This window comes from Janthinobacterium sp. GW823-FHT01H08, assembly GCF_058797855.1.
This window is the reverse complement of record NZ_CM179504.1, coordinates 965,724-987,505: the sequence shown is the minus strand read 5'-3', so window position 1 is coordinate 987,505 and position 21,782 is coordinate 965,724. Positions and strand designations below refer to the sequence as shown.

The 21,782-nt window shown below is 61.5% G+C and carries 17 protein-coding genes, 1 tRNA gene and 1 pseudogene; 12 read left to right on the top strand and 7 right to left on the bottom strand.

Annotated elements, in window-relative coordinates; genetic code table 11:
* Positions 1 to 22 precede the first annotated feature (22 nt).
* Positions 23 to 2,410 (top strand): S9 family peptidase, encoded by a 2,388-nt coding sequence (locus AC3RCG_RS04365; RefSeq protein WP_492404058.1) that lies wholly within the window; start codon positions 23 to 25, stop codon positions 2,408 to 2,410.
* A 119-nt stretch (positions 2,411 to 2,529) separates the two neighbouring features.
* Here the strand turns inward: AC3RCG_RS04365 and AC3RCG_RS04360 are convergent, their stop codons facing one another.
* Positions 2,530 to 3,525: a cytochrome-c peroxidase gene (locus tag AC3RCG_RS04360; RefSeq protein WP_121668405.1), complete on the bottom strand. Its 996-nt coding sequence runs from the start codon at positions 3,523 to 3,525 to the stop codon at positions 2,530 to 2,532.
* Positions 3,526 to 3,733: 208 nt separating this feature from the next.
* On the opposite strand from AC3RCG_RS04360, the gene AC3RCG_RS04355 reads away from it, so the two are divergent.
* Positions 3,734 to 4,159, top strand: a complete 426-nt coding sequence (locus AC3RCG_RS04355) for a hypothetical protein (protein ID WP_492404060.1) — start codon at positions 3,734 to 3,736, stop codon at positions 4,157 to 4,159.
* A 42-nt stretch (positions 4,160 to 4,201) separates the two neighbouring features.
* Here AC3RCG_RS04355 and AC3RCG_RS04350 read toward each other — a convergent pair whose 3' ends face one another.
* Positions 4,202 to 4,972, bottom strand: coding sequence for a hypothetical protein (locus tag AC3RCG_RS04350; protein ID WP_492404061.1), 771 nt, complete (start codon positions 4,970 to 4,972; stop codon positions 4,202 to 4,204).
* Positions 4,973 to 5,091: 119 nt separating this feature from the next.
* Here AC3RCG_RS04350 and AC3RCG_RS04345 point away from each other — a divergent pair.
* From AC3RCG_RS04345 to AC3RCG_RS04330, 4 genes are all read left to right on the top strand, one after another.
* A tRNA-Phe gene (locus AC3RCG_RS04345) sits at positions 5,092 to 5,167 on the top strand.
* 462 nt (positions 5,168 to 5,629) lie between these two features.
* The gene (locus AC3RCG_RS04340) at positions 5,630 to 7,684 is read left to right on the top strand and encodes a hypothetical protein (RefSeq protein ID WP_492404063.1); all 2,055 of its coding nucleotides are present in this window, start codon (positions 5,630 to 5,632) and stop codon (positions 7,682 to 7,684) included.
* A 421-nt stretch (positions 7,685 to 8,105) separates the two neighbouring features.
* Complete coding sequence (locus tag AC3RCG_RS04335; RefSeq protein WP_492404065.1) at positions 8,106 to 8,438, top strand: collagen-like protein; 333 nt, start codon at positions 8,106 to 8,108, stop codon at positions 8,436 to 8,438.
* Positions 8,439 to 8,562: 124 nt separating this feature from the next.
* Positions 8,563 to 11,010 carry an acyl-CoA dehydrogenase gene (locus AC3RCG_RS04330; RefSeq protein ID WP_492404067.1) on the top strand — a complete coding sequence of 816 codons (2,448 nt, stop codon included), beginning with the start codon at positions 8,563 to 8,565 and terminating at the stop codon, positions 11,008 to 11,010.
* Here AC3RCG_RS04330 and AC3RCG_RS04325 read toward each other — a convergent pair.
* Positions 10,986 to 12,092: pseudogene (locus AC3RCG_RS04325) on the bottom strand (TCR/Tet family MFS transporter); the annotation flags it as partial. The gene AC3RCG_RS04330 and the pseudogene AC3RCG_RS04325 sit on opposite strands and share 25 nt — an antisense overlap.
* A 105-nt stretch (positions 12,093 to 12,197) precedes the next feature.
* Here AC3RCG_RS04325 and AC3RCG_RS04320 point away from each other — a divergent pair.
* From AC3RCG_RS04320 to gdhA, 4 genes are all read left to right on the top strand, one after another.
* Positions 12,198 to 12,836 (top strand): TetR/AcrR family transcriptional regulator, encoded by a 639-nt coding sequence (locus tag AC3RCG_RS04320; RefSeq protein WP_492404069.1) that lies wholly within the window; start codon positions 12,198 to 12,200, stop codon positions 12,834 to 12,836.
* Between the two features lie 90 nt (positions 12,837 to 12,926).
* Positions 12,927 to 14,288, top strand: a complete 1,362-nt coding sequence (trhP, locus tag AC3RCG_RS04315; protein ID WP_230506785.1) for a prephenate-dependent tRNA uridine(34) hydroxylase TrhP — start codon at positions 12,927 to 12,929, stop codon at positions 14,286 to 14,288.
* 183 nt (positions 14,289 to 14,471) lie between these two features.
* On the top strand, positions 14,472 to 15,719 hold the full coding sequence (locus AC3RCG_RS04310) for a DUF819 family protein (RefSeq protein WP_492404072.1): 1,248 nt from the start codon (positions 14,472 to 14,474) through the stop codon (positions 15,717 to 15,719).
* Positions 15,720 to 15,926: 207 nt separating this feature from the next.
* Positions 15,927 to 17,270, top strand: coding sequence for an NADP-specific glutamate dehydrogenase (gene gdhA, locus AC3RCG_RS04305; protein WP_409027310.1), 1,344 nt, complete (start codon positions 15,927 to 15,929; stop codon positions 17,268 to 17,270).
* A 96-nt stretch (positions 17,271 to 17,366) separates the two neighbouring features.
* Here the strand turns inward: gdhA and AC3RCG_RS04300 are convergent, their stop codons facing one another.
* Positions 17,367 to 17,924, bottom strand: coding sequence for a flavin reductase family protein (locus tag AC3RCG_RS04300; RefSeq protein ID WP_070312598.1), 558 nt, complete (start codon positions 17,922 to 17,924; stop codon positions 17,367 to 17,369).
* 175 nt (positions 17,925 to 18,099) lie between these two features.
* On the opposite strand from AC3RCG_RS04300, the gene AC3RCG_RS04295 reads away from it, so the two are divergent.
* Both AC3RCG_RS04295 and AC3RCG_RS04290 read left to right on the top strand, forming a co-directional pair.
* A complete protein-coding gene (locus AC3RCG_RS04295) occupies positions 18,100 to 18,729 on the top strand; it encodes a head GIN domain-containing protein (RefSeq protein ID WP_492404074.1) in 630 nt (209 codons plus the stop codon).
* A 41-nt stretch (positions 18,730 to 18,770) separates the two neighbouring features.
* A complete protein-coding gene (locus tag AC3RCG_RS04290) occupies positions 18,771 to 19,568 on the top strand; it encodes an enoyl-CoA hydratase (protein WP_492404076.1) in 798 nt (265 codons plus the stop codon).
* A 135-nt stretch (positions 19,569 to 19,703) separates the two neighbouring features.
* Here AC3RCG_RS04290 and AC3RCG_RS04285 read toward each other — a convergent pair whose 3' ends face one another.
* Genes AC3RCG_RS04285 through AC3RCG_RS04275 form a run of 3 tightly spaced genes read right to left on the bottom strand, consistent with a single transcriptional unit; the run spans position 19,704 to position 21,721 of the window.
* Positions 19,704 to 20,441, bottom strand: a complete 738-nt coding sequence (locus AC3RCG_RS04285; RefSeq protein WP_070312592.1) for an AIM24 family protein — start codon at positions 20,439 to 20,441, stop codon at positions 19,704 to 19,706.
* Between the two features lie 3 nt (positions 20,442 to 20,444).
* Positions 20,445 to 21,086, bottom strand: a complete 642-nt coding sequence (locus tag AC3RCG_RS04280) for an AIM24 family protein (protein ID WP_034784288.1) — start codon at positions 21,084 to 21,086, stop codon at positions 20,445 to 20,447.
* Positions 21,087 to 21,103: 17 nt separating this feature from the next.
* Entirely contained in the window at positions 21,104 to 21,721 is a 618-nt protein-coding gene (locus AC3RCG_RS04275; protein ID WP_070217680.1) for an AIM24 family protein, read from the bottom strand.
* Positions 21,722 to 21,782 lie beyond the last annotated feature (61 nt).

Below are 21,782 nucleotides of genomic sequence, written 5' to 3'. Positions count from 1 at the left end.
CCTCTCGTTAAAGTGATCTCCGATGCGTCTGGTTCTTCCCCTGCTGCCGCTCCTGCTGCTATCTCTGCTGCCCGCCGCCAACGCGGCCCCCTCTGCCACCGCGCCCACGCCGATCACGCTGGACCAGGCCATGGCCGATCCCGACTGGATCGGCACACCCGTCGAAGCGGCATGGTGGGGCTGGAATGGCCAGCTTTACTACAAACAAAAACGCCTCGGCTCGCCCCTGCGCGACACGTTTCACGTATCGGGCGCGCATGCGAAACTCAATAGCGGCAAGAAGGTTGACGATGCGCAACTGGCGAACCTCGATGGCCAGCAGATGGTCGTCAACCGGGCCGGCACGCGCGCCATCCTGCTGCGCAACGGCGACTTGTTCGAGCGCGACCTGAAGAACGGCGCCCTGGTCCAGATCACGCGGGGCGTCACTGCCATCAGCGACCCGCAGTATTCCGCCGACGGCGGCGCCGTGCAGTACCGCAGCGGAACCGACTGGTTCAGCTGGAGCCGCGCTGACCGCCTGAGCGCCCCCGTCGCCCTGCTGCGCGCGGCCAAGGACCCGGACGCCAAGCCGGAAGCGGACGCCCTGCGCGAACTGCAGCTGCGCCTGATCGTCAACCTGGCGCGCCAGAAGGAAGACCGCGACGCGAGCCGCGAACGCCGCCACGAAGAGCGCCGCCTGGACGGCACGCGCGCGCCGGAACCGATCTACCTGGGCGACAAAGTGACCATTGCCGGCAGCGCCCTGTCGCCGGACGGCCGCTGGCTGCTGTTCGTCACGCAAGACAAGGCCGCCGAGAAGGGCAAGCTGGGCAAACTGGCGCGCTACGTCACGGAAACGGGTTACCCGGAAGCGGACGACGAGCGCACGCGCGTGGGCCGCAACATGCCGATCGCGCAAAGCCTGAAGCTGGCCGACTTGCGCACGGGCCAGGTGCGCGAAATCGCTTTCGACAGCCTGCCCGGCATCGCCACCGACCCGCTGGCCAGCCTGCGCGCCGAACAGAAGCTGCCGCCGCTGAAAGGCAACCGCCCCGTGCGCATCGACGCCCAGCGCGACGGCATCGCCTGGACCGATGACGGTTCCAAAGCGGCCGTGCGCGTGCGCGCCATCGACAACAAGGACGGCTGGCTCGCCACCGTCGACCTGGCCAATGGCGCCCTCGTTCCCGCGCACCGCATCAGCGACACGGCCTGGGTCAACCGCCGCGCCGAGGAATTCGGCTGGCTGCCCGACAATGCCACCCTGTGGTATCTGTCCGAGGAAAGCGGCTACGCCCACCTGTACACGAAGCAAGGCGCGGCCCCGGCACGCGCGTTGACCAGCGGCCAATGGGAAGTGAGCGCCGTCGAATGGAGCCGCGACGGCAAGACCGCCTATTTTATGTGCAACCCGCAAGCGCCAGGCACGTATGAAGTGTGTGCCAGCACGGCCAGGGATGGCGGCGCGCGCGAAATCACCAATTTGAAAGGCGTGGAAAACTTCGGCCTGTCGCCCGATGGCGGCAAACTGCTGCTGCGCTACTCGAGCAGCTATATGCCGGCCCAGCTGGCGACCATTCCCGTGACGGGCGGCAAGGCGACTATCCTGACCGATACGCGCAGCGAGGCCTTCAAGACGCGCAGCTGGGTCATGCCGGAACTGGTGCAAGTGCCGTCCACGCATGGCGCGGCACCGATCTGGGCCAAGCTGTACCGGCCAAAGCAGCTGGAAGCGGGCAAACAGTATCCGATCGTCATGTTCGCCCATGGCGCCGGCTACCTGCAGAACGTGACCGAGCGCTATCCCGTGTATTTCCGCGAACAGATGTTCCACAACCTGCTGGTGGAGCAGGGCTATATCGTGCTCGACGTCGATTACCGCGCCTCGCTCGGCTACGGCAGCGCCTGGCGCACGGCCATCTACCGCCAGATGGGCCACCCGGAACTGGAAGATTTCATCGATGGCGCCAACTGGCTGGCAGCCCGGCACCAGGGCGATATCAAGAACGTGGGCATCTATGGCGGCAGTTATGGCGGCTTCATGAGCCTGATGGCCCTGATGCGCGCGCCGGAAATCTTCAAGTCCGGCGCCGCCCTGCGTCCCGTGACGGACTGGACCACGTACAACCACGAGTACACGGCCAACATCCTGAACACGCCGGACGTCGATCCGCAGGCGTATCAAATCTCGTCGCCCATCGAATACGCCGACAAGCTGACGGGCAACCTCCTGATCGCCCACGGCATGATCGACGACAACGTGTTTTACCAGGATTCCGTGCGCCTGGCGCAGCGCTTGATCGAGCTCAAAAAGGACAACTGGGAAATGGCCAGCTACCCGATGGAGCGCCACGGCTTCGTGCAGCCGGAAGCGTGGTATGACCAGTACCGCCGTATCTATCAGCTGTTCAATCGTACGTTGAAATAAGCGATATCAACAAAAAATGTCGGATTACGCGGCTGCGCCGCTAATCCGACCTACTCGCTGAGGTGTAGGTCGGATTAGCCCGCAAGGGCGTAATCCGACACCACACCCACCACAAGCACTCAGTCAAACGGCACCGGCCGCGGCGTCGTGTCGCTCGATGGCGGCAGGATCGGCAGCACGAGGTGCGGCTGCTTGCCCGTGAGGGTTTTCAGGAAAGCGACGAGTTGCGCGTTTTCATCGGGCGCAAACGTGCGGCCCAGCTGTAAACGGCCCATCACGTCGACGGCCTGCGTCAGGGTGGCCGCTTCGCCATCGTGGAAGTAGGGATACGTCAATTCCACGTTGCGCAGGGTCGGCACCTTGAAGTTGAAGCGGTCGGCATCCTTGCCCGTCACGGCCGAGCGCCCTTGCGCCGTCATCGCCGTCTTGTACGGTTCCACCACACCCATCTTCTGGAAAGTATTGCCGCCGACGGCGGGGCCGTTATGGCAGGCGATGCAGCCGCTGGATTTGAACAGCTGGTAGCCGGCCAGCTCGTCTTTCGTCAGCGCGCTTTTCTTGCCCATCAGCCATTGGTCGAAACGCGAACCGGGCGTCACCAGCACTTCCTCGAAGGCGGCGATGGCACGCGTGACTTGCTCGATGGTCAATTTATCCTGGCCAAATACTTGCCGGAATTCCGCGCGGTAGGCGGGAATCGAGGCCAGCACGTCGATGGCCAGCTCGTGCGTAAAAGCCATCTCGCCCGGATTGGCGATGGGGCCGCCCGCCTGCTCCTGCAAATCCTTGGCGCGGCCATCCCAGAATTGCGCCACGTTCATGCTGGAATTGAGCACCGTCGGTGAGTTGATGGGTCCGCGCTGCCAGTTGTGGCCGATCGACGTCTTGATGTTATCCGTGCCGCCCATGCTCAGGTTATGGCAGCTATTACAGGAAATAAATCCGGAACGCGACAGCCGCGGATCGAAAAACAGTTTCTTGCCCAGTTCGACCATGGCCGGATTGGCCACCTTGGCGGCCGTGATGGGCTGGATCGGCTCCTTGCTGGCGGCGTGCAGCGTGCCGCTGAAAGCGAGGCTGGCGATGAAGACAAAGGGGGAGAGGGTACGGCGCATAGTCTAACTCCTGGAAGCATTCCCGAATCGGCGGTGCACGCCGGCGCGGGAATGCAGCGCGGCGGCCCGGTCGCCACCCGACCATCGCTGATTGGATGTTGATTTATATTAACTTTAACGGCTTGATAATGAAAATGACCGGCGTCAAGGATCGTCCAGCGCGCGAATCGCGCTTGCCATTTGGGCAAGCGTGGCACATGATGAAGGCATGCATACACCTACCTACTCCGCCCTGCGCGCCGCGTGCGCCGCCATCCTGCTGCTGGCCACCAGTGCCTGCGGCAGCGCCCCCGCACAAGATGCGCCGCCCGCGCCCGGCAATGCCGGCTTGCTGGCGCAAATCCAGGCGGAAGTGGGCGCCGCCGCCTGCGATTCCACGCAGCAATGCCAAACCATCGCCATCGGCGCCAAAGCCTGCGGCGGCCCCGAGCGCTACCTGGCCTGGTCCAGCAAGGACTATGACGGCAAAAAACTCAAGGCCTTGGCCCAGGCGCAAGCCGAGGCCAGCCGCAAGCAGCAGCAGGCGGACGGCATGATGTCGACCTGCTCCATCGTCACGGACCCGGGCGCCACATGCGAGGCGGGACGCTGCGTGCTGCAAAAGAGCGCCATGGGCGGCAGCTCGGCGATGTAAAAAAAGCCGCTGGATCAGCGGCTTGCGTGATGCTGCAACACGTCAGGACTGCAGCTGCAAGGTCTTGACGATCTTGCTTTCCACCTTCTCGCCCGCACCCGAGGTGGCATTCTTGCTTTCCTTGCGCAGCAACAATAAATGGTCGCCGCTGACGCCATACTGGCGCGTCTCGTCCGTCTTTTGCGTAAAGCTGACGACGACAAAGGCGCGCCCGCTCACGTCAAAGTGGAAATGGCTGGCCAGCGGCGTGCCGTCGGCGGCGATCCACACCTCGATGCCGCCTTCGAACTTCTTCACATACTTGCGGTCTTTCTCAGGCACCTTGTCGAGCGACAAGGTAAAGCTGAGCAGGCGCGCGGGCTTGCCCTTGTAGCTATCGATCTTTTCCCCGCTGAACACGGCTTCCTCGATCTCGCGCGACAGGGAATCGGCCGCCGACACCATGGAACGCAACTCCGCCGCCTTCATCTCCCCCAGCGCAAAGCCGATCGGCGTCTTGACCTTCGGATCCTTCACCCTGGCGCGCTGCTCGCCCTCCACTTTCGCCAGCAAATCCTTGCTGTAGAGCACTTGCAAGCCCGCCGGTCCGCCCTCGACAGCCACCGTGGCCTGGCCGCTATCCTCTTCCGCCGCCTTGCCCTCGCCCTCGCGGCGCCAGGTTTTCGATTCCACCTGCGCCTTGATGGGCAGCTGGCCCTGCAAGCGCGCCAGCGCCGCATTCAGATCGGCCAGCCCGTCGGCCCGCGCCGTACCGCAAAACAAACTGAACAAGCCCGCAGCCGCCAGGCCCTGCACTCCAATACGTCGCCGCATCGCCACATCCCTTCAGCTCATACAAGGATGCCAAAACACCATGTTTTGGCCATCTGTTGCATTTGAACACAGCTAGCTCTGGTCAGGTGGAAAGTCTTTCTGCTATAATTCGCCGCCTTGGCCTGGTAGCTCAGTCGGTAGAGCAGAGGATTGAAAATCCTTGTGTCGGTGGTTCGATTCCGCCCCGGGCCACCAAGAATTCAGCAGTACATAGCAAAAAGCCACCTTCGGGTGGCTTTTTCTTTTCACAAGAAGATCTTCAACACTGGTCCGTTTCTATTGAAACGCTTCTTGCTATGAAAAATTGCACAGGGGCGAACTGTAACTGTTTCAACGATACAGACCATTATTGGCCCGCTCTTGTACGAATCAAAAACGATCTGTTGACAATTTCGAACCTGCCCTCATCAAACGAGAGAATTCGCCTTTACAGTTCGCCACTTCTGCTCAAAATTTCGCTCATCAGCCTGTGAAATGCAGCATGCAACGTAGATGCGCGTTGCAAGTGCTACAAATCAAGCCATTTCGTAGGCCGCGTGAAGTCGACGAAACGGAATTACTAATGAGCAGAACTCTTGCGCTTATCATAATTGTGTACCAAAGTGTGCTTTAGTGAGGACGATATCAGGGATCGTCGAGACAATTACAGCGATGAGTATGCAAACAACCGAGGCATTGACAGTGACAGACGATCTATACGGTTCATCTTCAGCCAGCGCAAAAGCCACGCTAGAGCTAGCAGCTGCTCAGTTACGCGACGCCATCCTCATATGCGCCCCCAAGTTCTTGTTAGTCTTTCTTTGGCAGCAGGCGAGTACGTACGATGTCGGCGTCAATCGAAACAAAGCCTTGGTGGAAGTTGAAGCATGCGACGTCACTATGGCAATGGAATATTTACATGCGGTCCTGTCGAGCTATAGCGCAGACGCTTGGGGCACTGAAACGTCCGTCGAATCCGTCAATGACGTCCTGCACCACGCAGCTAATGTCCGCAAAGCCAGCATGGACTATTCCAATCGCGTCAACAACGAAAACCAAGACAGGCAATTTTTCCAGCATTCAGGTGAACTGCATTTCTTGGCTTTAAGCACTTGGATACTTAGTCGTGCTTATCGGTATGCGGTGCTGGAATCTGAATTTCTGAAATTTGTACTCGAACCACACTCCAAGTCGCTACAGGAAGCCTACGGTGTCGACTCCGACGCCATTGCGAAGGGTCTGCAGGCTTCCGTTATCACCTTAATAAAAACGAGGGGAGAACCGCACCTGCCATTGCCAAACAAGTCAGGCGACTCAATCGAACTGTTTGCCCTCGAACTCAACAATGTCAGTCGCACTAGTAAACTCCCAGCTTCCTTACTGGACGATCTATCTTATACACCTGGCGAAAACTCCGAGTTCTTTGCGTCCGGCCCGCTCTGCGCTACACCTTTACGCACGCTACCGGGTCGATTAAAACCGCTCATCCACCTCAATGACGGCTACTACGCATGTGATCCTTATTTTTTACGCGACAGCGCATACCGTGCTATCCAACGCGGTATGCGCAAAAGGCTCCCTTTGAACGACGCTGAATGGACAAAGCGACAAACGGAAGCCACAGAAGCAGGATTTGCTAAAATTTTCCATAAACAACTTGTTGGCTCAAAGGTGTTACGTTCAGTCTACTATCGAGAAGTTGAGACCGGAGATTGGTGCGAGCTCGACCTTCTTATTATGCAAGATGACGTTCTGTTCGTCGTCGAGGTAAAGGGGGGTGTGATGCCAATTCATTCGCCGGAGCTTGATTTTGACAAGTATCGGACAAAGGTTGAAAAGTTGATACAAGATGCATACCATCAAAGCAAACGCTTCCTCGAATACGCAAACTCCGGCAATGAAGTAACACTATTTAGAAAAGATGAACACAACAAAAAACGACCTGCTGGCAAACTGCGGCTATGCGACTATCGGCTTGTTTTCCCAATCGGATTAACCATTGAAAGCTTCGTTCCTTTTTCAGCCGCTAGCAAACAACTTCCCAATGTAGAGGCGATCTTAGGAAGATTCCCGTTTATCTCCATGGCTATTGACGATCTGTTCGTTCTGAATCGTTTCCTGCCGACAACTGGTGAACTAATGCATTATTTAATGGTTCGTCAACGAATAGCTGGCATCCGTGAGGTAATGCTTGTAGATGAAGCCGATCATCTTGGGCTATATGTTAGCCATATGCGCTACGATATCGCGGCCGACTTCTTTGTATCGCAGGGAATAGACAGGATCATGAACATGCATCCCGCAAGACCCGTCGATATGTATTTCAATCTGGAAAAATGGGAACAGGCAAGTCCACCTCGACATTCTTTTCCGCACTGGTTGCGGCAGATTTTGAACGCACTTGACGGTAAACGCAGTCCTGGCTTCCTCCGAACCGATACAATCATTCGGGACCTCAGTACAACGATAAGTGAGCAATTGGAGAAATTTATTGATGCTGAACTCTCCCAACTTAACGTGGTTACACATAGACGTATCATAGTCAAAGAAAATTTCCCGTGCGTACTTTGCTTACAACGAGCAGATCATGTGGATTTTATTGGTGATCATAATCAAGTAGCGGAAAACGTGGCGAAAGAGCTTGGTAGCGATACGTGCCGGCTGCTGATCGTGCACGTACGCAATGGCACCATTTGCGATGCATGGGGAACTATAGTCGACGCACCAGATTGAGCGAAAAAAGGGAGACTGAAAGAATGCAGCCACTAGGCACTAGGGGACGTTCCTCACTTTGACGACAGCTTCTGAACTATCTAAAGTACCTATCAATAGACGAATTTTCACAGATACCCAACGTCGATAAGAACATGCGGCTCAGGATTAGAGGGCCTAGCAAAAACAACCAACATTTTTGTTTGTTTTTGTTTTCCGGCTTGCGTCATCCATCGCCGCTATGTACGCAAACGAACGGACTGCAGCCGCCCAAGAGCCCATGCTGCAGGCAGACCATCACTTTCCCTCCCGCCGCCAGCGCCCTGCGCGACACGGCTGATGGGTCGGCTGGTCAGCTCTCCCGCCACACCGCCATGCGAAACTCGCGCCCGACGCCGTCGAGCCGTTCCGTACATTACGGCTCACTGCCAAAGGATGCATCATGAAACCTACCCTGATATTGCTCGCGCTCGCCTCTACCCTCGCCCTGACCGCTTGCCAGCGCGAAGCGCCACCCGCACCGACCGTCGTCCAAGTCGTTCCCGGCCCTGCCGGCGCGCCTGGTCCTGCCGGCGCCACGGGCGCCAAGGGCGCTGAAGCGCCTGCCGGCGCGACCGGTGCCACCGGCGCCACGGGCCAGACCGGCGACAACGGTGCCGCCGGATACGATGGCGCCAAGGGCGCTACCGGTGCACAAGGCAACGATGGCGCCAAGGGCGACGACGGCGCCAAGGGCAAGACGGGCGATACGGTGATTGTCGTTCCGCAACGCTAATACGCCTCACCCCAGACACCACAACGCCAACCCCTGCGGTTGGCGTTGCTGCATATGCGCTGTACCGCACAGTCACATCGGCCGCATCGGCCTACCCTGTCGTCATGACACAGGGAGATATCGCATGCTGACGATCATATTGATGGTGGCCCTGCTGGGCCTGGTTGTACTGTTCGCGCCCGGCCCCGTGCGCCGCGCCCTGATTACCCCGCACCTGCTGGCCCTGTTCAAACGCATCTTGCCGACGATGTCCGACACGGAACGCGACGCCCTCGAGGCGGGCACCACCTGGTGGGATGCGGATCTGTTTTCCGGCCAGCCCGACTGGACAAAATTGCTGGCGTATGGCCGCGCCACGCTCACTGCCGAGGAGCGCCACTTTCTCGAGCATGACGTCGAGCGCCTGTGCGAACTGGTCGACGACTGGAAAACACAGCAGCAACTCGATTTGCCACCGCAAGCCTGGGCCTATATGAAAAGCCAGGGTTTCCTCGGCATGATCATCCCCAAGCAGTACGGCGGCAAGCAGTTCTCCGCCTACATGCATTCTCAAGTGGTGATGAAACTGTCGAGCCGCTGCTCGGCGCTGGCCGTGACCGTGATGGTGCCCAATTCGCTGGGACCAGCCGAACTGCTGCTGCACTACGGCACCGAAGCCCAAAAAGATTACTACCTGCCGCGCCTGGCCAATGGCACCGAGATTCCCTGCTTTGCCCTGACCAGCCCGTATGCGGGTTCCGACGCGGCCGCCATTCCCGACCTGGGCGTGGTCTGCATGGGCATGCATGAGGGGAGAGCTACCCTGGGTTTCCGCCTCACCTGGAACAAGCGCTACATCACCCTGGCGCCCGTGGCGACCTTGCTGGGGCTGGCATTCCAGACCAGCGATCCCGACCACTTACTGTCCGACAACGACGCGCCCGGCATCACCTGCGCCCTGATCCCAGCCAGCCACGACGGCGTGGTGATCGGCCGCCGCCACCACCCGTTGAACGCCGCCTTCCAGAACGGCCCCACGTCCGGCAACGATGTCTTCATTCCCATCGACTGGGTCATCGGCGGCCAGGCGCAAGTGGGCAAAGGATGGCGCATGCTGATGGAATGCCTGGCGGCCGGACGCGCCATCTCTCTGCCCTCGTCCAGCGTGGGCATGGGCAAGATGGCCGTGCGCGGCACCGGCGCGTATGCGGCCGTGCGGCGCCAGTTCAACATGCCCATCGGCAAGTTCGAAGGGGTGCAGGAAGCGCTGGCCCGCATGGGCGCCAACCTGTACCTGATGGACGCGGCCCGCACCCTGGCCGCGCACGCCGTCGACCTGGGCGAAAAGCCGGCCGTCATTTCCGCCATCGTCAAATACCATGTGACGGAACGCGGACGCGCGCTCGTCAACGACGGCATGGATATTCTCGGCGGCAAGGGCATCTGCGTGGGTCCGAACAATTTCCTCGCCAGCGCCTACCAGCAAATCCCCATCGCGATCACCGTCGAAGGGGCCAACATCCTCACGCGCAGCCTGATCATCTTCGGCCAGGGCGCCATCCGCGCGCATCCGTATGTACTGAGGGAAATGGCCGCCGTCAACGAAAGCGACGGCCGCAAGGCCTTGCGCGATTTCGATGCGGCCTTCTTCGGCCACGTGGGCTTTGTGCTGGGCAACCTGGCCAGGGGCTTGTGGTACGGGCTGGGCGGCGCCCGCCTGGGGGCCGTGCCCGATGCCGGCGCGCCCGCGCTGGCGCCCTACTACCGCGCCCTGACGCGGCTGTCGACGGCGTTTGCCGTCATGACGGATATGTCGATGTTCGTGCTTGGTGGCGAACTCAAGCGCCGCGAGCGGCTGTCCGCCAGATTGGGCGACGTGCTGGCGCAGCTGTATTTGTGCTCCGCGGTGCTGAAGCGCTACGAGGACGATGGCCGGCCCGAGGCCGACCTGCCCTACGTGCACTGGTCGCTGCAGGATGCGCTGGTCAAGGCGCAGCAGGGCTTGACGGGCGTGCTCGACAATTTCCCCGCGCGCGTGCTGGCCGTGCTGCTGCGCACCTTGCTGTTCCCGTTCGGCCTGCCCCACCGCCCGCCGTCCGACGAGCTGGGCAGCGAAGTGGCGCTGGCCCTGCAAACACCGGGCGCGGACCGCGAACGCCTGCTGGCCGACGGCCATGTCGCCAGCGAGGGCAACGATCCCGTCGCCTGCGCCGAGCGGGCGCTGGCCCTGCTGCCCGAGGTTTTGCACATCGAAAAACGCCTGAAGGACACGCCCGAAGGCGCGGCCCTGCGGCACCTGCCGCAAAGCCTGTCCGCCATGCAGCCGTGGCTGGCAGCGGCCAAGGCCACAGGCAACGTCAACTGCCAGGAGCACAATAGCTTGCTGGAATATGCACGCCTGGTCGATGGTTTGATCCAGGTCGACGATTTTGCGCCCGCCGCAGCGCACGAAACGCCGGACGCCTATCCCCGCGATGACGCCGGCGTGGTCGAGGCCAACGACAAGCCCAGCACGAGCGGCACCAGTGCCGCATACACGACGATCACCGACAGCCAGACGGCGCCGGGCCAGTACGCCCTGACGCCAAAATAAATGCTGGAAAATACCAGCGGGCACAGCACGGATGCCAGGCTCACGGACGAGGCCAGCACGCCCTGAAATTGGCCTTGCCTGTCCTCGGCAACTTGCCGCGTGGCCAGCGACTGCAGGGCCGGCGCGCCGATGCCGCCCAGGGCGAACACGGGCATGATGGCGAAGATCATCCAGCTGCGGGTGGCGAAGGCCATGACGACCAGGGCCACGCAGGCGCACGCCGCGCCCGCCAGGATGGTGGCGCGCTCGCCCAGCAGTTTCACGGCCGGGCCGGGCAGGAAGGCCTGGGCCAGCGCCTGGCACACGCCGAAGGCGCCCAGCGACAAGCCAATCCACAGCCCGTTCCATTCGAACGCATCGTGGCCCCACAGCGCCCAGCACACGCCATACACCTCGCCCGCCGCGCTGAAGGTAAAGAAGATGGCGGTGATCGGCAGCAAGCTTTTCTGCGATAACACCCAGCGCAGCGGGCGCAATGGATTCAATGCCAGCAGGTCGATTTTTTCGCCCGTGGGCCGACGTGATTCTGGCAACGTCAGCAACGCCAGCAGCAGGTTGCCGGCATTCAAGATCGCCGCCGCCATGAACGGCAAACGCAGCCCGTAATCGCCCAGCGCACCGCCGAGCACGGGGCCGATGATGAAGCCGGCGCCGAACATGGCGTTGAGCAAGCCGAAGCGGCGCGCCCGCGTTTCTTCCGGGGAAATATCGGTGATGTAGGCCGTGGCCACGGACACATTGGCGCTCGTCAAGCCGGCGATGGCGCGCCCCAGCAGCAGCATCCACAGGCTGGGCGCAAACGCGAGGAACAGGTAATTGACGGCCGCGCCCGCCAGCGAAAGCAGCAGCACGGGGCGCCGCCCCAGGCGGTCGCTCAGCGCGCCCAGCACGGGCGCAAAGATGAACTGCATCAACGCATACAGGGCCGTCATGATACCGATGTACGCCGCCACGTTATCGGCATACGTGACGTCGCGCAGCAACGCGGGCAGGATGGGGAAGACCAGGCCGATGCCGATCGCATCGAGCACGACCGTGGCAAAGATGACAGGCAGCGCTGTCACCGGAATGGCTATTTTCATATACTCAATCTAAATATGTACTCAGTACATAAATAGTACGCCCAGCCTGGCTGCACCATCAAGCCTTATCTATACTCAGTACACTTCGTGTATGATCGGGGCAACATGACGATTCCTTCCGACCTCCGCTCCCGCAAACGCCTTGCCACCCGGCAAGCCATCTCGAATGCCGCCACGCGTTTGTTTTTCGTGCGTGGCTTCGAGCAGGTGACGGTGGACGAGATCGCGGCGGCTGCCAGCGTGGGGCGCATGACGGTGTTCAACCACTTCCCCCGCAAGGAAGACATGTTCTTCGACCGCGAGGAAGAGGGACGCGAACTGCTGCGCGCCGCCTTGCGCCAGCGCGATCCCATGGTGCCCCCGGTCGAAACGCTGCGCCTGCTGGCGCACCGCCTGGTGGCCGAAAACAGTCCCTACGTCACGTTTTCCGCCGCCGGCCAGGGTTTTATTGCCACCATCGAGGCCAGCGAGACCCTGAAAGCGCGGGCGCGGGCGATCCGCGACGAGTTGGCGCAAGTGGTGGCAACGGCGCTGACCGACAGCACGGGGCGCGACGCGCACGATCCCCAGGCCCGGCTGGCGGCCAGCCTGCTGCTGGCCACCTGGAGCACGGCCCTGATCGAAGCGCACCGTGCCTTCGCGCGGCATGGCGACGCGCAGCTGGCCAAGACCTGCTTTCTGTCCTTGGTGGACCAGGGGCATGTCGGCCTGAAGGCAGCGTTGGCGGGCACGCCTTACGTCTGACGTTGCCGGGTATCGGATGTCAATCCCTTGACCCAAGGCAAGGCAATCTGGCGCCAGCCCGCCTACAATCGCCGGCTTTGCCCCTCGCCCATGCGCCACGCTCCCGAACTCCTCCTGCCTGCCGGCTCCCTGGCCAAGATGCATGCCGCCTTCGACTATGGCGCCGACGCCGTCTACGCGGGCCAGCCGCGCTACAGCTTGCGCGTGCGCAATAACGATTTTTCGACCTTGCAAGCCTTGCAGGAGGGCATTGATGGCGCGCATGCGCGGGGCAAGCAATTCTTTGTCGCCAGCAATATCTTCGCCCACAACGCCAAGCTGAAGACGTATTTGCGCGACATGGAGCCGGTGATCGCCATGCGCCCCGACGCCCTGATCATGGCCGATCCCGGCCTGATCATGATGGTGCGCGACAAGTGGCCGGAGATTCCCGTGCACTTATCGGTGCAGGCAAATGCCGTCAACTGGGCCGACGTGAAGTTCTGGCACCGCATGGGATTGACGCGCGTGATCCTGTCGCGCGAACTGTCGCTCGACGAGATCGAGGAAATCCGCCAGCGCTGCCCGGAAATGGAACTCGAAGTGTTCGTGCACGGCGCCTTGTGCATCGCCTATTCGGGCCGCTGCCTGCTGTCCGGCTATTTCAACCACCGCGACCCGAACCAGGGCACATGCACGAATTCCTGCCGCTGGGATTACAAGGTGAAAAATGCCGCCGAAGACGCCAGCGGCGACCTGGGCGGCATGCAGGTGGTGCCGCTGGAATTTCACCAGGCGCTGGCCGAGGCGGACAACAATGCCTTTTCCGCCCTGCACCAGCAGCCGCGCCACCCGCTGGCCGACCAGCCCTACTTCATCGAAGAAGCGCAGCGGCCGGGCCAGCTGATGCCGATACTCGAAGACGAGCACGGCACCTACATCATGAATTCGAAGGACTTGCGCGCCGTCGAGCATATCGAACGTCTGGTCAAGATCGGCGTCGATTCGCTGAAGGTCGAAGGCCGCACCAAGTCGCTGTACTACGCGGCGCGCACGGCGCAAGTCTACCGCCAGGCCATCGACGACGCCGTGGCGGGCCGCCCCTTCGACATCAGCCTGCTGGGCCAGCTGCAAGGCCTGGCCAACCGCGGCTACACGGACGGTTTTTACCAGCGCCACCATACGCAAACGCACCAGAACTATATGCGCGGCGCTTCCGAGGCGGACCGCAGCCAATATGTGGGCGACGTGCTGGACGTGACGGATGGCTGGGCCAGGGTGGACGTGAAAAACCGTTTTGCCGTGGGCGACCGCATCGAAGCCCTGCATCCGGGCGGCAACCGCGACTTCACCATTACCCGCATGCTGGCCGACGACGGCAGCGAAATCCAGGTGGCGCCCGGCAGCGGCCACTTCGTGCGCATCGAACTCGACGGAGCGCTGAACAAGGCCTTGCTGGCGCGCTATTTGTAACCGCCAGTCTGGCGCGCGCGGTGGCGAGCAGTTTACAAGTGTTTGATTTGACAAGAAAAAATCTGCAGACCACCGCTTAAACAATTTGTTTAAGCTTCAACATTGCTATACGATACGGCCACCCTGCGCCCGGGGGCCTGATCGGCATCCCGGGCATCCCTGACACGTTCACCGGAATCCCCGATGCCACCTGCCACCTCTGCCCTGATCACCAACGACGCCGTCGTCCTCGGCCTGCTCGCCATGACCCTGGGGGCCGTCTTCTGGACCGCCTCGCGCGCCAACGGCTTCTGGAAAAAGTTTTATACCTATATCCCGTCGCTGCTGATGTGCTACCTGATCCCGGCGCTGCTCAACACCTTCGGCATCATCGATGGCAACGCTTCCGGCCTGTACGCCGTGGCGCGCGACTACCTGCTGCCCAGCGCGCTGGTGCTGCTGTGCGTGGCCATCGATTTCGGCGGCATTATCCGCCTCGGTCCCAAGGCCATCATCATGTTTTTGACCGGCACCCTCGGCGTCATGCTGGGCGCCCTCGTCTCGTTCGAGGCGCTGCGTTTGATCCACCCGGAAACGGTGGCGGGCGATACCTGGCGCGGCATGACGACTGTCGCCGGCTCGTGGATAGGCGGCGGCGCCAACCAGGCCGCCATGAAGGAAGTGTTTGAAGTGGACGCCACCCTGTTCGGCCAGTTCGTCGCCGTCGACGTGCTCGTGGCCAACGTCTGGACGGCCGTGCTGCTGTTCCTGGCCGGCCGCGCGGGCGCCTTCGACCGCTGGACCGGCGCGGATCTGTCCGCCATCAACGCGCTCAAGGACAGCATCGAAAGCTACCGTGCCCAGCACGCGCGCGTCGCCACCCTGACCGACATCATGATCATCCTCGGCGTGGGCCTGGGCGTGACGGGCCTGTCGCATTTCCTGGCCGGCCCCATCATCAGCTGGATCACCACCCTGCCGGCAGAATGGCGCCTGCAGGATTACAGCCTGACGTCGAACTTCTTCTGGATCGTCGTGCTCGCCACCACCTTCGGCCTGCTACTGAGTTTTACCCGGGCGCGCAGCCTGGAAGGCGCGGGCGCCTCGACCATCGGCTCGGCCATGCTGTACGTGCTGGTGGCCACCATCGGCATGCACATGGACTTGAAAGCCCTGTTCGACAAGCCTTTCCTGTTCCTGTTGGGCCTGATCTGGATCGCCGTGCATGGCGGTCTGATGCTGCTCGTCGCCAAGCTGATCCGCGCGCCGCTGTTCTTCATGGCCGTCGGATCGCAGGCGAACATCGGCGGCGCCGCCTCGGCCCCCGTCATCGCCAGCGCCTTCCACCCGGCCCTGGCGCCCGTGGGCGTCCTGCTGGCCGTGCTCGGCTACGCGCTGGGCACCTACGGCGCCTACATCACGGGCTTGATCTTGCGCGGCATGGCGGGGTGATGCCCATCCCGGCTTGACCAGCCAAGCTTGCAACGACAACGCCAGCCTTCGGGCTGGCGTTGTCGTTTACTGCTCGCATCGGCCGCAGTGTCCTGAAAACTCCCCACAATGTAGCAGAAACCCCTCGAAACCAAATTTTTGCACCATTTTTGTGCGAAATCTGCGATGATAGTTGCCCAAATAACCGATTACCTCCATGGAATTCTGATGAAATACGCATCTGCTCACGAGTATGTCCAGCATGTCGCCGCACGCAATCCAGGTCAGCCCGAGTTTCTGCAAGCCGTCACCGAAGTCATGGAGAGCTTGTGGCCGTTCCTGGAGCAGCACCCGAAATACGCGGAACAAGGCTTGCTGGAACGCTTGATCGAGCCGGAGCGCGTGGTGATGTTCCGCGTGTCGTGGGTCGATGACCATGGGCAGGTGCAAGTCAACCGCGGCTACCGCATTCAGCACAGCATGGCCATCGGGCCGTACAAGGGCGGCATCCGCTTCCACCCTTCCGTCACCCTGTCCGTGCTGAAATTCCTTGCCTTCGAACAGACGTTCAAGAATGCGCTGACCACGTTACCCATGGGCGGCGGCAAGGGCGGCGCCGATTTCGATCCGAAGGGCAAGAGCCCGGGCGAAGTGATGCGCTTCTGCCAGGCGTTTGTCAGCGAACTGTTCCGTCACGTGGGTTCGGATACGGACGTGCCGGCCGGCGACATCGGCGTGGGCGGGCGCGAAGTGGGTTATATGGCCGGCATGATGAAAAAGCTCAGCAACCGCGCCGACTGCGTGTTTACGGGCAAGGGCGCCAGCTTCGGCGGTTCGCTGATGCGGCCGGAAGCGACGGGCTACGGCACCGTGTATTTTGCGCAAGAAATGCTGAAGACGCGGGGCCGCTCGTTCGAAGGCATGCGCGTGTCCGTTTCCGGTTCGGGCAACGTGGCGCAATACGCGGTGGAAAAAGCCATGGCCATGGGCGCAAAAGTCATCACCGTCTCCGATTCCAGCGGCACCGTCATCGATGAAGACGGTTTTACGCCGGACAAACTGGCCATCCTGATGGAAATCAAGAATCATTTGTATGGCCGGGTCAGCGATTACGCCGCGCGCACGGGCGTGCGCTTCGAAGCGGGTGTGTCGCCATGGCATGTGCCGGTCGACATCGCCCTGCCCTGCGCCACGCAAAATGAACTCGATATCGCCGATGCGCGCCTGCTCATCGCCAATGGCGTGCAATGCGTGGCCGAAGGGGCCAACATGCCTACCACTATCGAGGCAGCCAAGGCCTTCGAGGCGGCCGGCGTGCTGTACGCGCCGGGCAAGGCCAGCAATGCGGGCGGCGTGGCCACTTCCGGCCTGGAAATGAGCCAGAACGCGGCCCGCATTTCCTGGCCGCGCGAAGAAGTCGACGCGCGTTTGCTGCAGATCATGCAAGGCATCCATGCGGCGTGCAAGCAATACGGCACGCGCGCCGACGGCACGGTCAGCTACGTCGATGGCGCGAATATCGCCGGCTTCGTCAAAGTGGCCGATGCGATGCTGGCGCAGGGTGTCATTTAACTGTAGGTCGGCTTAGCGCGAAGCGCGTAAGCCGACACCACCGCAAGCGTCAACAATATTGTCGGATTATGCGCGGCGTTGCCGCGCTAATCCGACCTACAACATCTCGGGCTTCATCAGGCTCTTGCGGCTGATGGTCCTGCCCGATACCATGAACTCGCCATTGCCCCGGTAATGCAGGGTTTCGGGCAGCTTGGGCGAGGTGGCCACGTGGGCTTTCACGCACTCGAAGATGAAGAAGCCGCCCTTCGGGTTGCCCGCCACCTGGGCCAGCTTGCATTCGAAGTTGGCATAGCACTCGGCGATCAGCGGCGCGCCCACCTGTTCGGCCGGCTGCGGCGTCAGGCCGAAGGCCGTGAACTTGTCCGTGTCTTCGCCGCTGCAATTGCCGATGGCGACCACCTGGTCGACCATGTCGGCCGTGGGCAGGTTGATCACGCACTCCATGCTGCGCTTGATCATTTCATAGCTGTGATTCGCGTCGGAAATAAAGCAGCCGAGCAACGATGGCGTAAACTCCATCAGCATGTGCCAGGCCATGGTCATGACGTCGCTTTCGCCCTGCCACGTTGAACTGACGAGCACCACCGGGCCCGGCTCGAGGAAGCGGCGGATATCGGCGACGGGATAATCTTCTTTGTGATAATTTTTCATCTGCTCTCCAGGACGCGGTACGCCATAGCATAGACCAACGGCGCCTTCGCGGGCGCGCGGCTGGGCGATGGCGGCGTGTCATCCGCGCCGCGATTTGCGCCGTTCATTGCAAATTTCTCCCCGTTGGAGATGTTGCAACATAGAATACACTGATCAACTACTCAAGGAAACCGCCATGCGTCCTCTGTTCCTGTTGCCAGTCCTGTCCCTCGCTTGCCTCGCTACCGTCGCGCATGCCGACGAGCAAACCCGCACGGTCGCCGCCTTCAACGCCATCGACATTCGCGGCCCCATCAGCATGGAAGTGGAATCGGGCAAGGAGCAAAGCCTGCTGCTGCGCGGCGACCAGAAATTCCTCAGCGGCGTGATCACGGAAGTGGTCGATGGCGAGCTGAAAATTTCCATGAAGGATAAAGATATCAAGAAGACCGAGGGCGACCCGCGCATCATCATCACCATGCCTACCTTGCGCAAGCTGATCGCGGAAGGCGCGGGCGAGAAGATATTGACCAAGATCAATGGTCCAAGAGTCGACATCAGCTACAAGGGCGCGGGCCGCCTGGCCGCCGATGGCCAGGTCGACTGGCTGCGCCTGAAGGCGCAGGGCGTGGGCGAAGTCGATACGAAAGCCTTGCTGGCGAAAAACGTCGACGTCAATTTCGAGGGCATCGGCTCCGTCAAGGTGTATTCCTCGGGCGAGCTGAACGCCGTGGTGCGCGGCATGGGCGAACTGACGTATTACGGCAAGCCGAAGATCGTGCACAAGTCGATCGCGGGCATCGGCAGCGTCAACGCCGCCAAGTAAGCTTTTCCATAAAAACAGGCCATCAGGCCACTGGAGACCGCATGACCGCTTTACAAGATAACGATGCGCCGCTGGTGCTGCACGAGGACGAGGGTGGGCTCGTCACCCTGCGCCTGAACCGTCCCCTGCAATTCAATGCCCTGTCGGAAGCCATGCTGGCCGCGCTGCAGGAAGCGTTTGATGCCATCGCGCAGCAGCCGCACGTGCGCTGCGTGGTGCTGGCCGCCGAAGGCAAGGCGTTTTGCGCGGGCCACGATTTGCGCCAGATGCAGGCCACGCGCCAGCTTGATTACTATCAAACCCTGTTCGCGCAATGCTCGCGCGTGATGCAAGCCATTCAAACCTTGCCCGTGCCCGTGATCGCCCGCGTGCATGGCATCGCCACGGCGGCCGGCTGCCAACTGGTCGCCAGCTGCGACCTGGCCGTGGCGGGCGCGTCCGCCCGCTTTGCCGTCTCCGGCATCAACGTGGGCCTGTTTTGCGCCACGCCGTCCGTCGCCCTGTCGCGCAATGTGTCGCCCAAGCGCGCCTTCGACATGCTGGTGACGGGCCGCTTCATCGACGCCGACACGGCCGCCGACTGGGGCCTGATCAATGAAACGGTGGCCGACGCGGCGCTCGACGAGGCCGTGGCGCGCCTGGCGCAGCAGATCATGGCGAAAAGCCCGACGGCCATCCGCTACGGCAAGCAGATGTTCTACCGGCAGCGCCAGCTGCCGCTGGACGAGGCGTATGCGTACGCGGGCGACGTGATGGCGCGCAATATGATGGAAGAGGATGCGGAGGAAGGCGTGAGCGCCTTTTTAGAGAAGCGGCCGCCCGGCTGGGCGCGGCCTTGAGTACCTGACCGAACCTACTGCGCGTCGGTATAGGCAGCCTGCGATGCTCACCGTACTTCAGTACGGTTGCGCTTCTCGGCTACCTCTCCCTTCCGCTCGCTACGGTTCTGTCAGGTACTCTTGGACTTCCTGGTCTTAACGACTGTCCTTCATCTGCTGCTGCACGGAAAGACTCAAGGTGCCGAGGTCTTCCTTGCCCAGCAGCGGCAATTGCGCCAGCAGCTGCATCAGGGCCGAGCTGCCCGTCACGTCCAGCTCGGACGACTGCACCAGCACCGTGCCGGCACCCGTGAAGTCAATCTGCTTTTCCTCGCCCGACAGGGTAAAACCCGTGAGCGCGCCGGCGGCCGAGGCCCAGCCCTGCACGTGGGCGTAGTCGTAGTGGTAGGAAGGGCTGGGGCAATCGGCCCAGCCCAGCACGGCCTGCTCGTCCACGCGGCACGGCAATTCCAGGAAGTGCACGGGGCCGTTCGACGAGGCGATCACTTTACCGGTGCCTATCATGGTCAGATAGCCGGGCAAGGTCGATTCCTGGCAAATCACGTCCTTGGTAAAACCCAGCAGGTTTTTCGCGCGGATGGTCATGTTGGCGTTGTCCAGGTCGTAGCACGCCAGGTCGTTGCCGTTGTCGCCCAAAATCAATTGACCCTGCCCTTGCGCCACGACAAAGTGGTGCACATACTTCGGCGCATTGAAGGCATTGCGCACGATCAAGTCGAGCACGCTGCTGCCCATGGCTTCGAAGCGCAGCTCGCCATAGAAGGCAATCATCTTGCCCTTGCGAATGAAGATCTGTTCCTTGACGTCGATGACATACGAAAAACGGTTCAGGTTATCGTTCTTCGGCAAGGTATCGGGGTTGTAAATCGTCATGGCTTACCTTTCGCTCGCTTGGATGTAGACCGTGCCCTGGCCCGTAAACTTCACCTGGTACGATTCGCCGGACGCCTGGCCGACAAAGGTTTTCCAGTTCAGGTCCGTGACGATGGTCGAGCTCAGCTGGCCCGTGTGGCCGATATACGCTTGCGGGTCGACAAACACGGGCACGTCCGGCGTGACGGGCAAGCCGATGGCATTGCCATCAGACAAAATCGCCACTTCGCCCGTGCCTTGCAGGGTGGTGGTAAACAAGCCCTGGCCCGAGGCCATGCCGCGCACCACGCCCTGCACGCCGCCCTGGTTGCCGAGGAACATGGTGCCGGCCGTCAGGCGCGCATCGAAGGCCAGCAGGGAGTCGCTTTCCACATAGAACGTTTCGCCGCGCACGGGCACGATGGTGACGAACAGGCCGCCCTGCGCGTAAAACACGCTGCCCGTGCCGCGCGCCGACATCAGGGCATAGCCCTCGTTCGTGACGGCGCGCATGGCCAGGCTTTGCACGCCCTGGCCGGCCAGGAAGGAGCGGCTGAACGCCACGTCGCCCTGGTAGGACACCATGGCGCCCTTGCGGGCGAACACTTCTTCATTGCCGAGTTTAACCTCGAGCATCTTTTCATTGATTTGCTGATAGACAGGCATCGCGGGTCCTCGCTGACTTAACGTTCGGCGGGCTGGATGAACACCACGCCCTGGCCTGTGAATTTGTGCTGGTACGATTCGCCCGAGCTCTGGCCGATCATGGTGCGCCAGTTGACATCAAAAACGAATTCCTGGCGGATATCGCCCTTGAAGCCGACGAAGGCGTCCGGGTCCACGCGCAGCGGGTGCGCCGGCGTCACTTCCAGCATGATCAGGTTGCCGCGCGAAATGACGGCCAGGTTGCCATGGCCTTCGACGGTGGTGGAAAACAGGCCCTGGCCGGAACTGGCGCCGCGCAGGCCCGCAAAGCTGGTGCCCGTCTTCAGGCTCGTGTCGTAGGCCAGCAGGCTGCTGCTTTCGATGGTCAGCTTTTCGCCGGCCAGCGCCATGACGGTGATTTCGGCCGCGTTCTGCGCGAAAAACACGGTACCCGTGCCGGCGGCCTGCATCACCTGCATGCCTTCGTTCGTCACCTTGCGCTTGAGCGCGCCGAAGAGGCCCTCGCCGCCAAGCAGGGATTTTTCAAATTTGATGCTGCCCGTATAGGCGACCATCGCGCCGGCAATCGCCAGCACTTTTTCATCCTGCAGGCGCACTTCCAGCAGGCGGTCGGTATTGGTGCGGAAACTGGTCACGCGCGACTCCCCAAGAATGCCAGGACACAAAGCCATGGCTATCCGACAAGATACCGGGGGC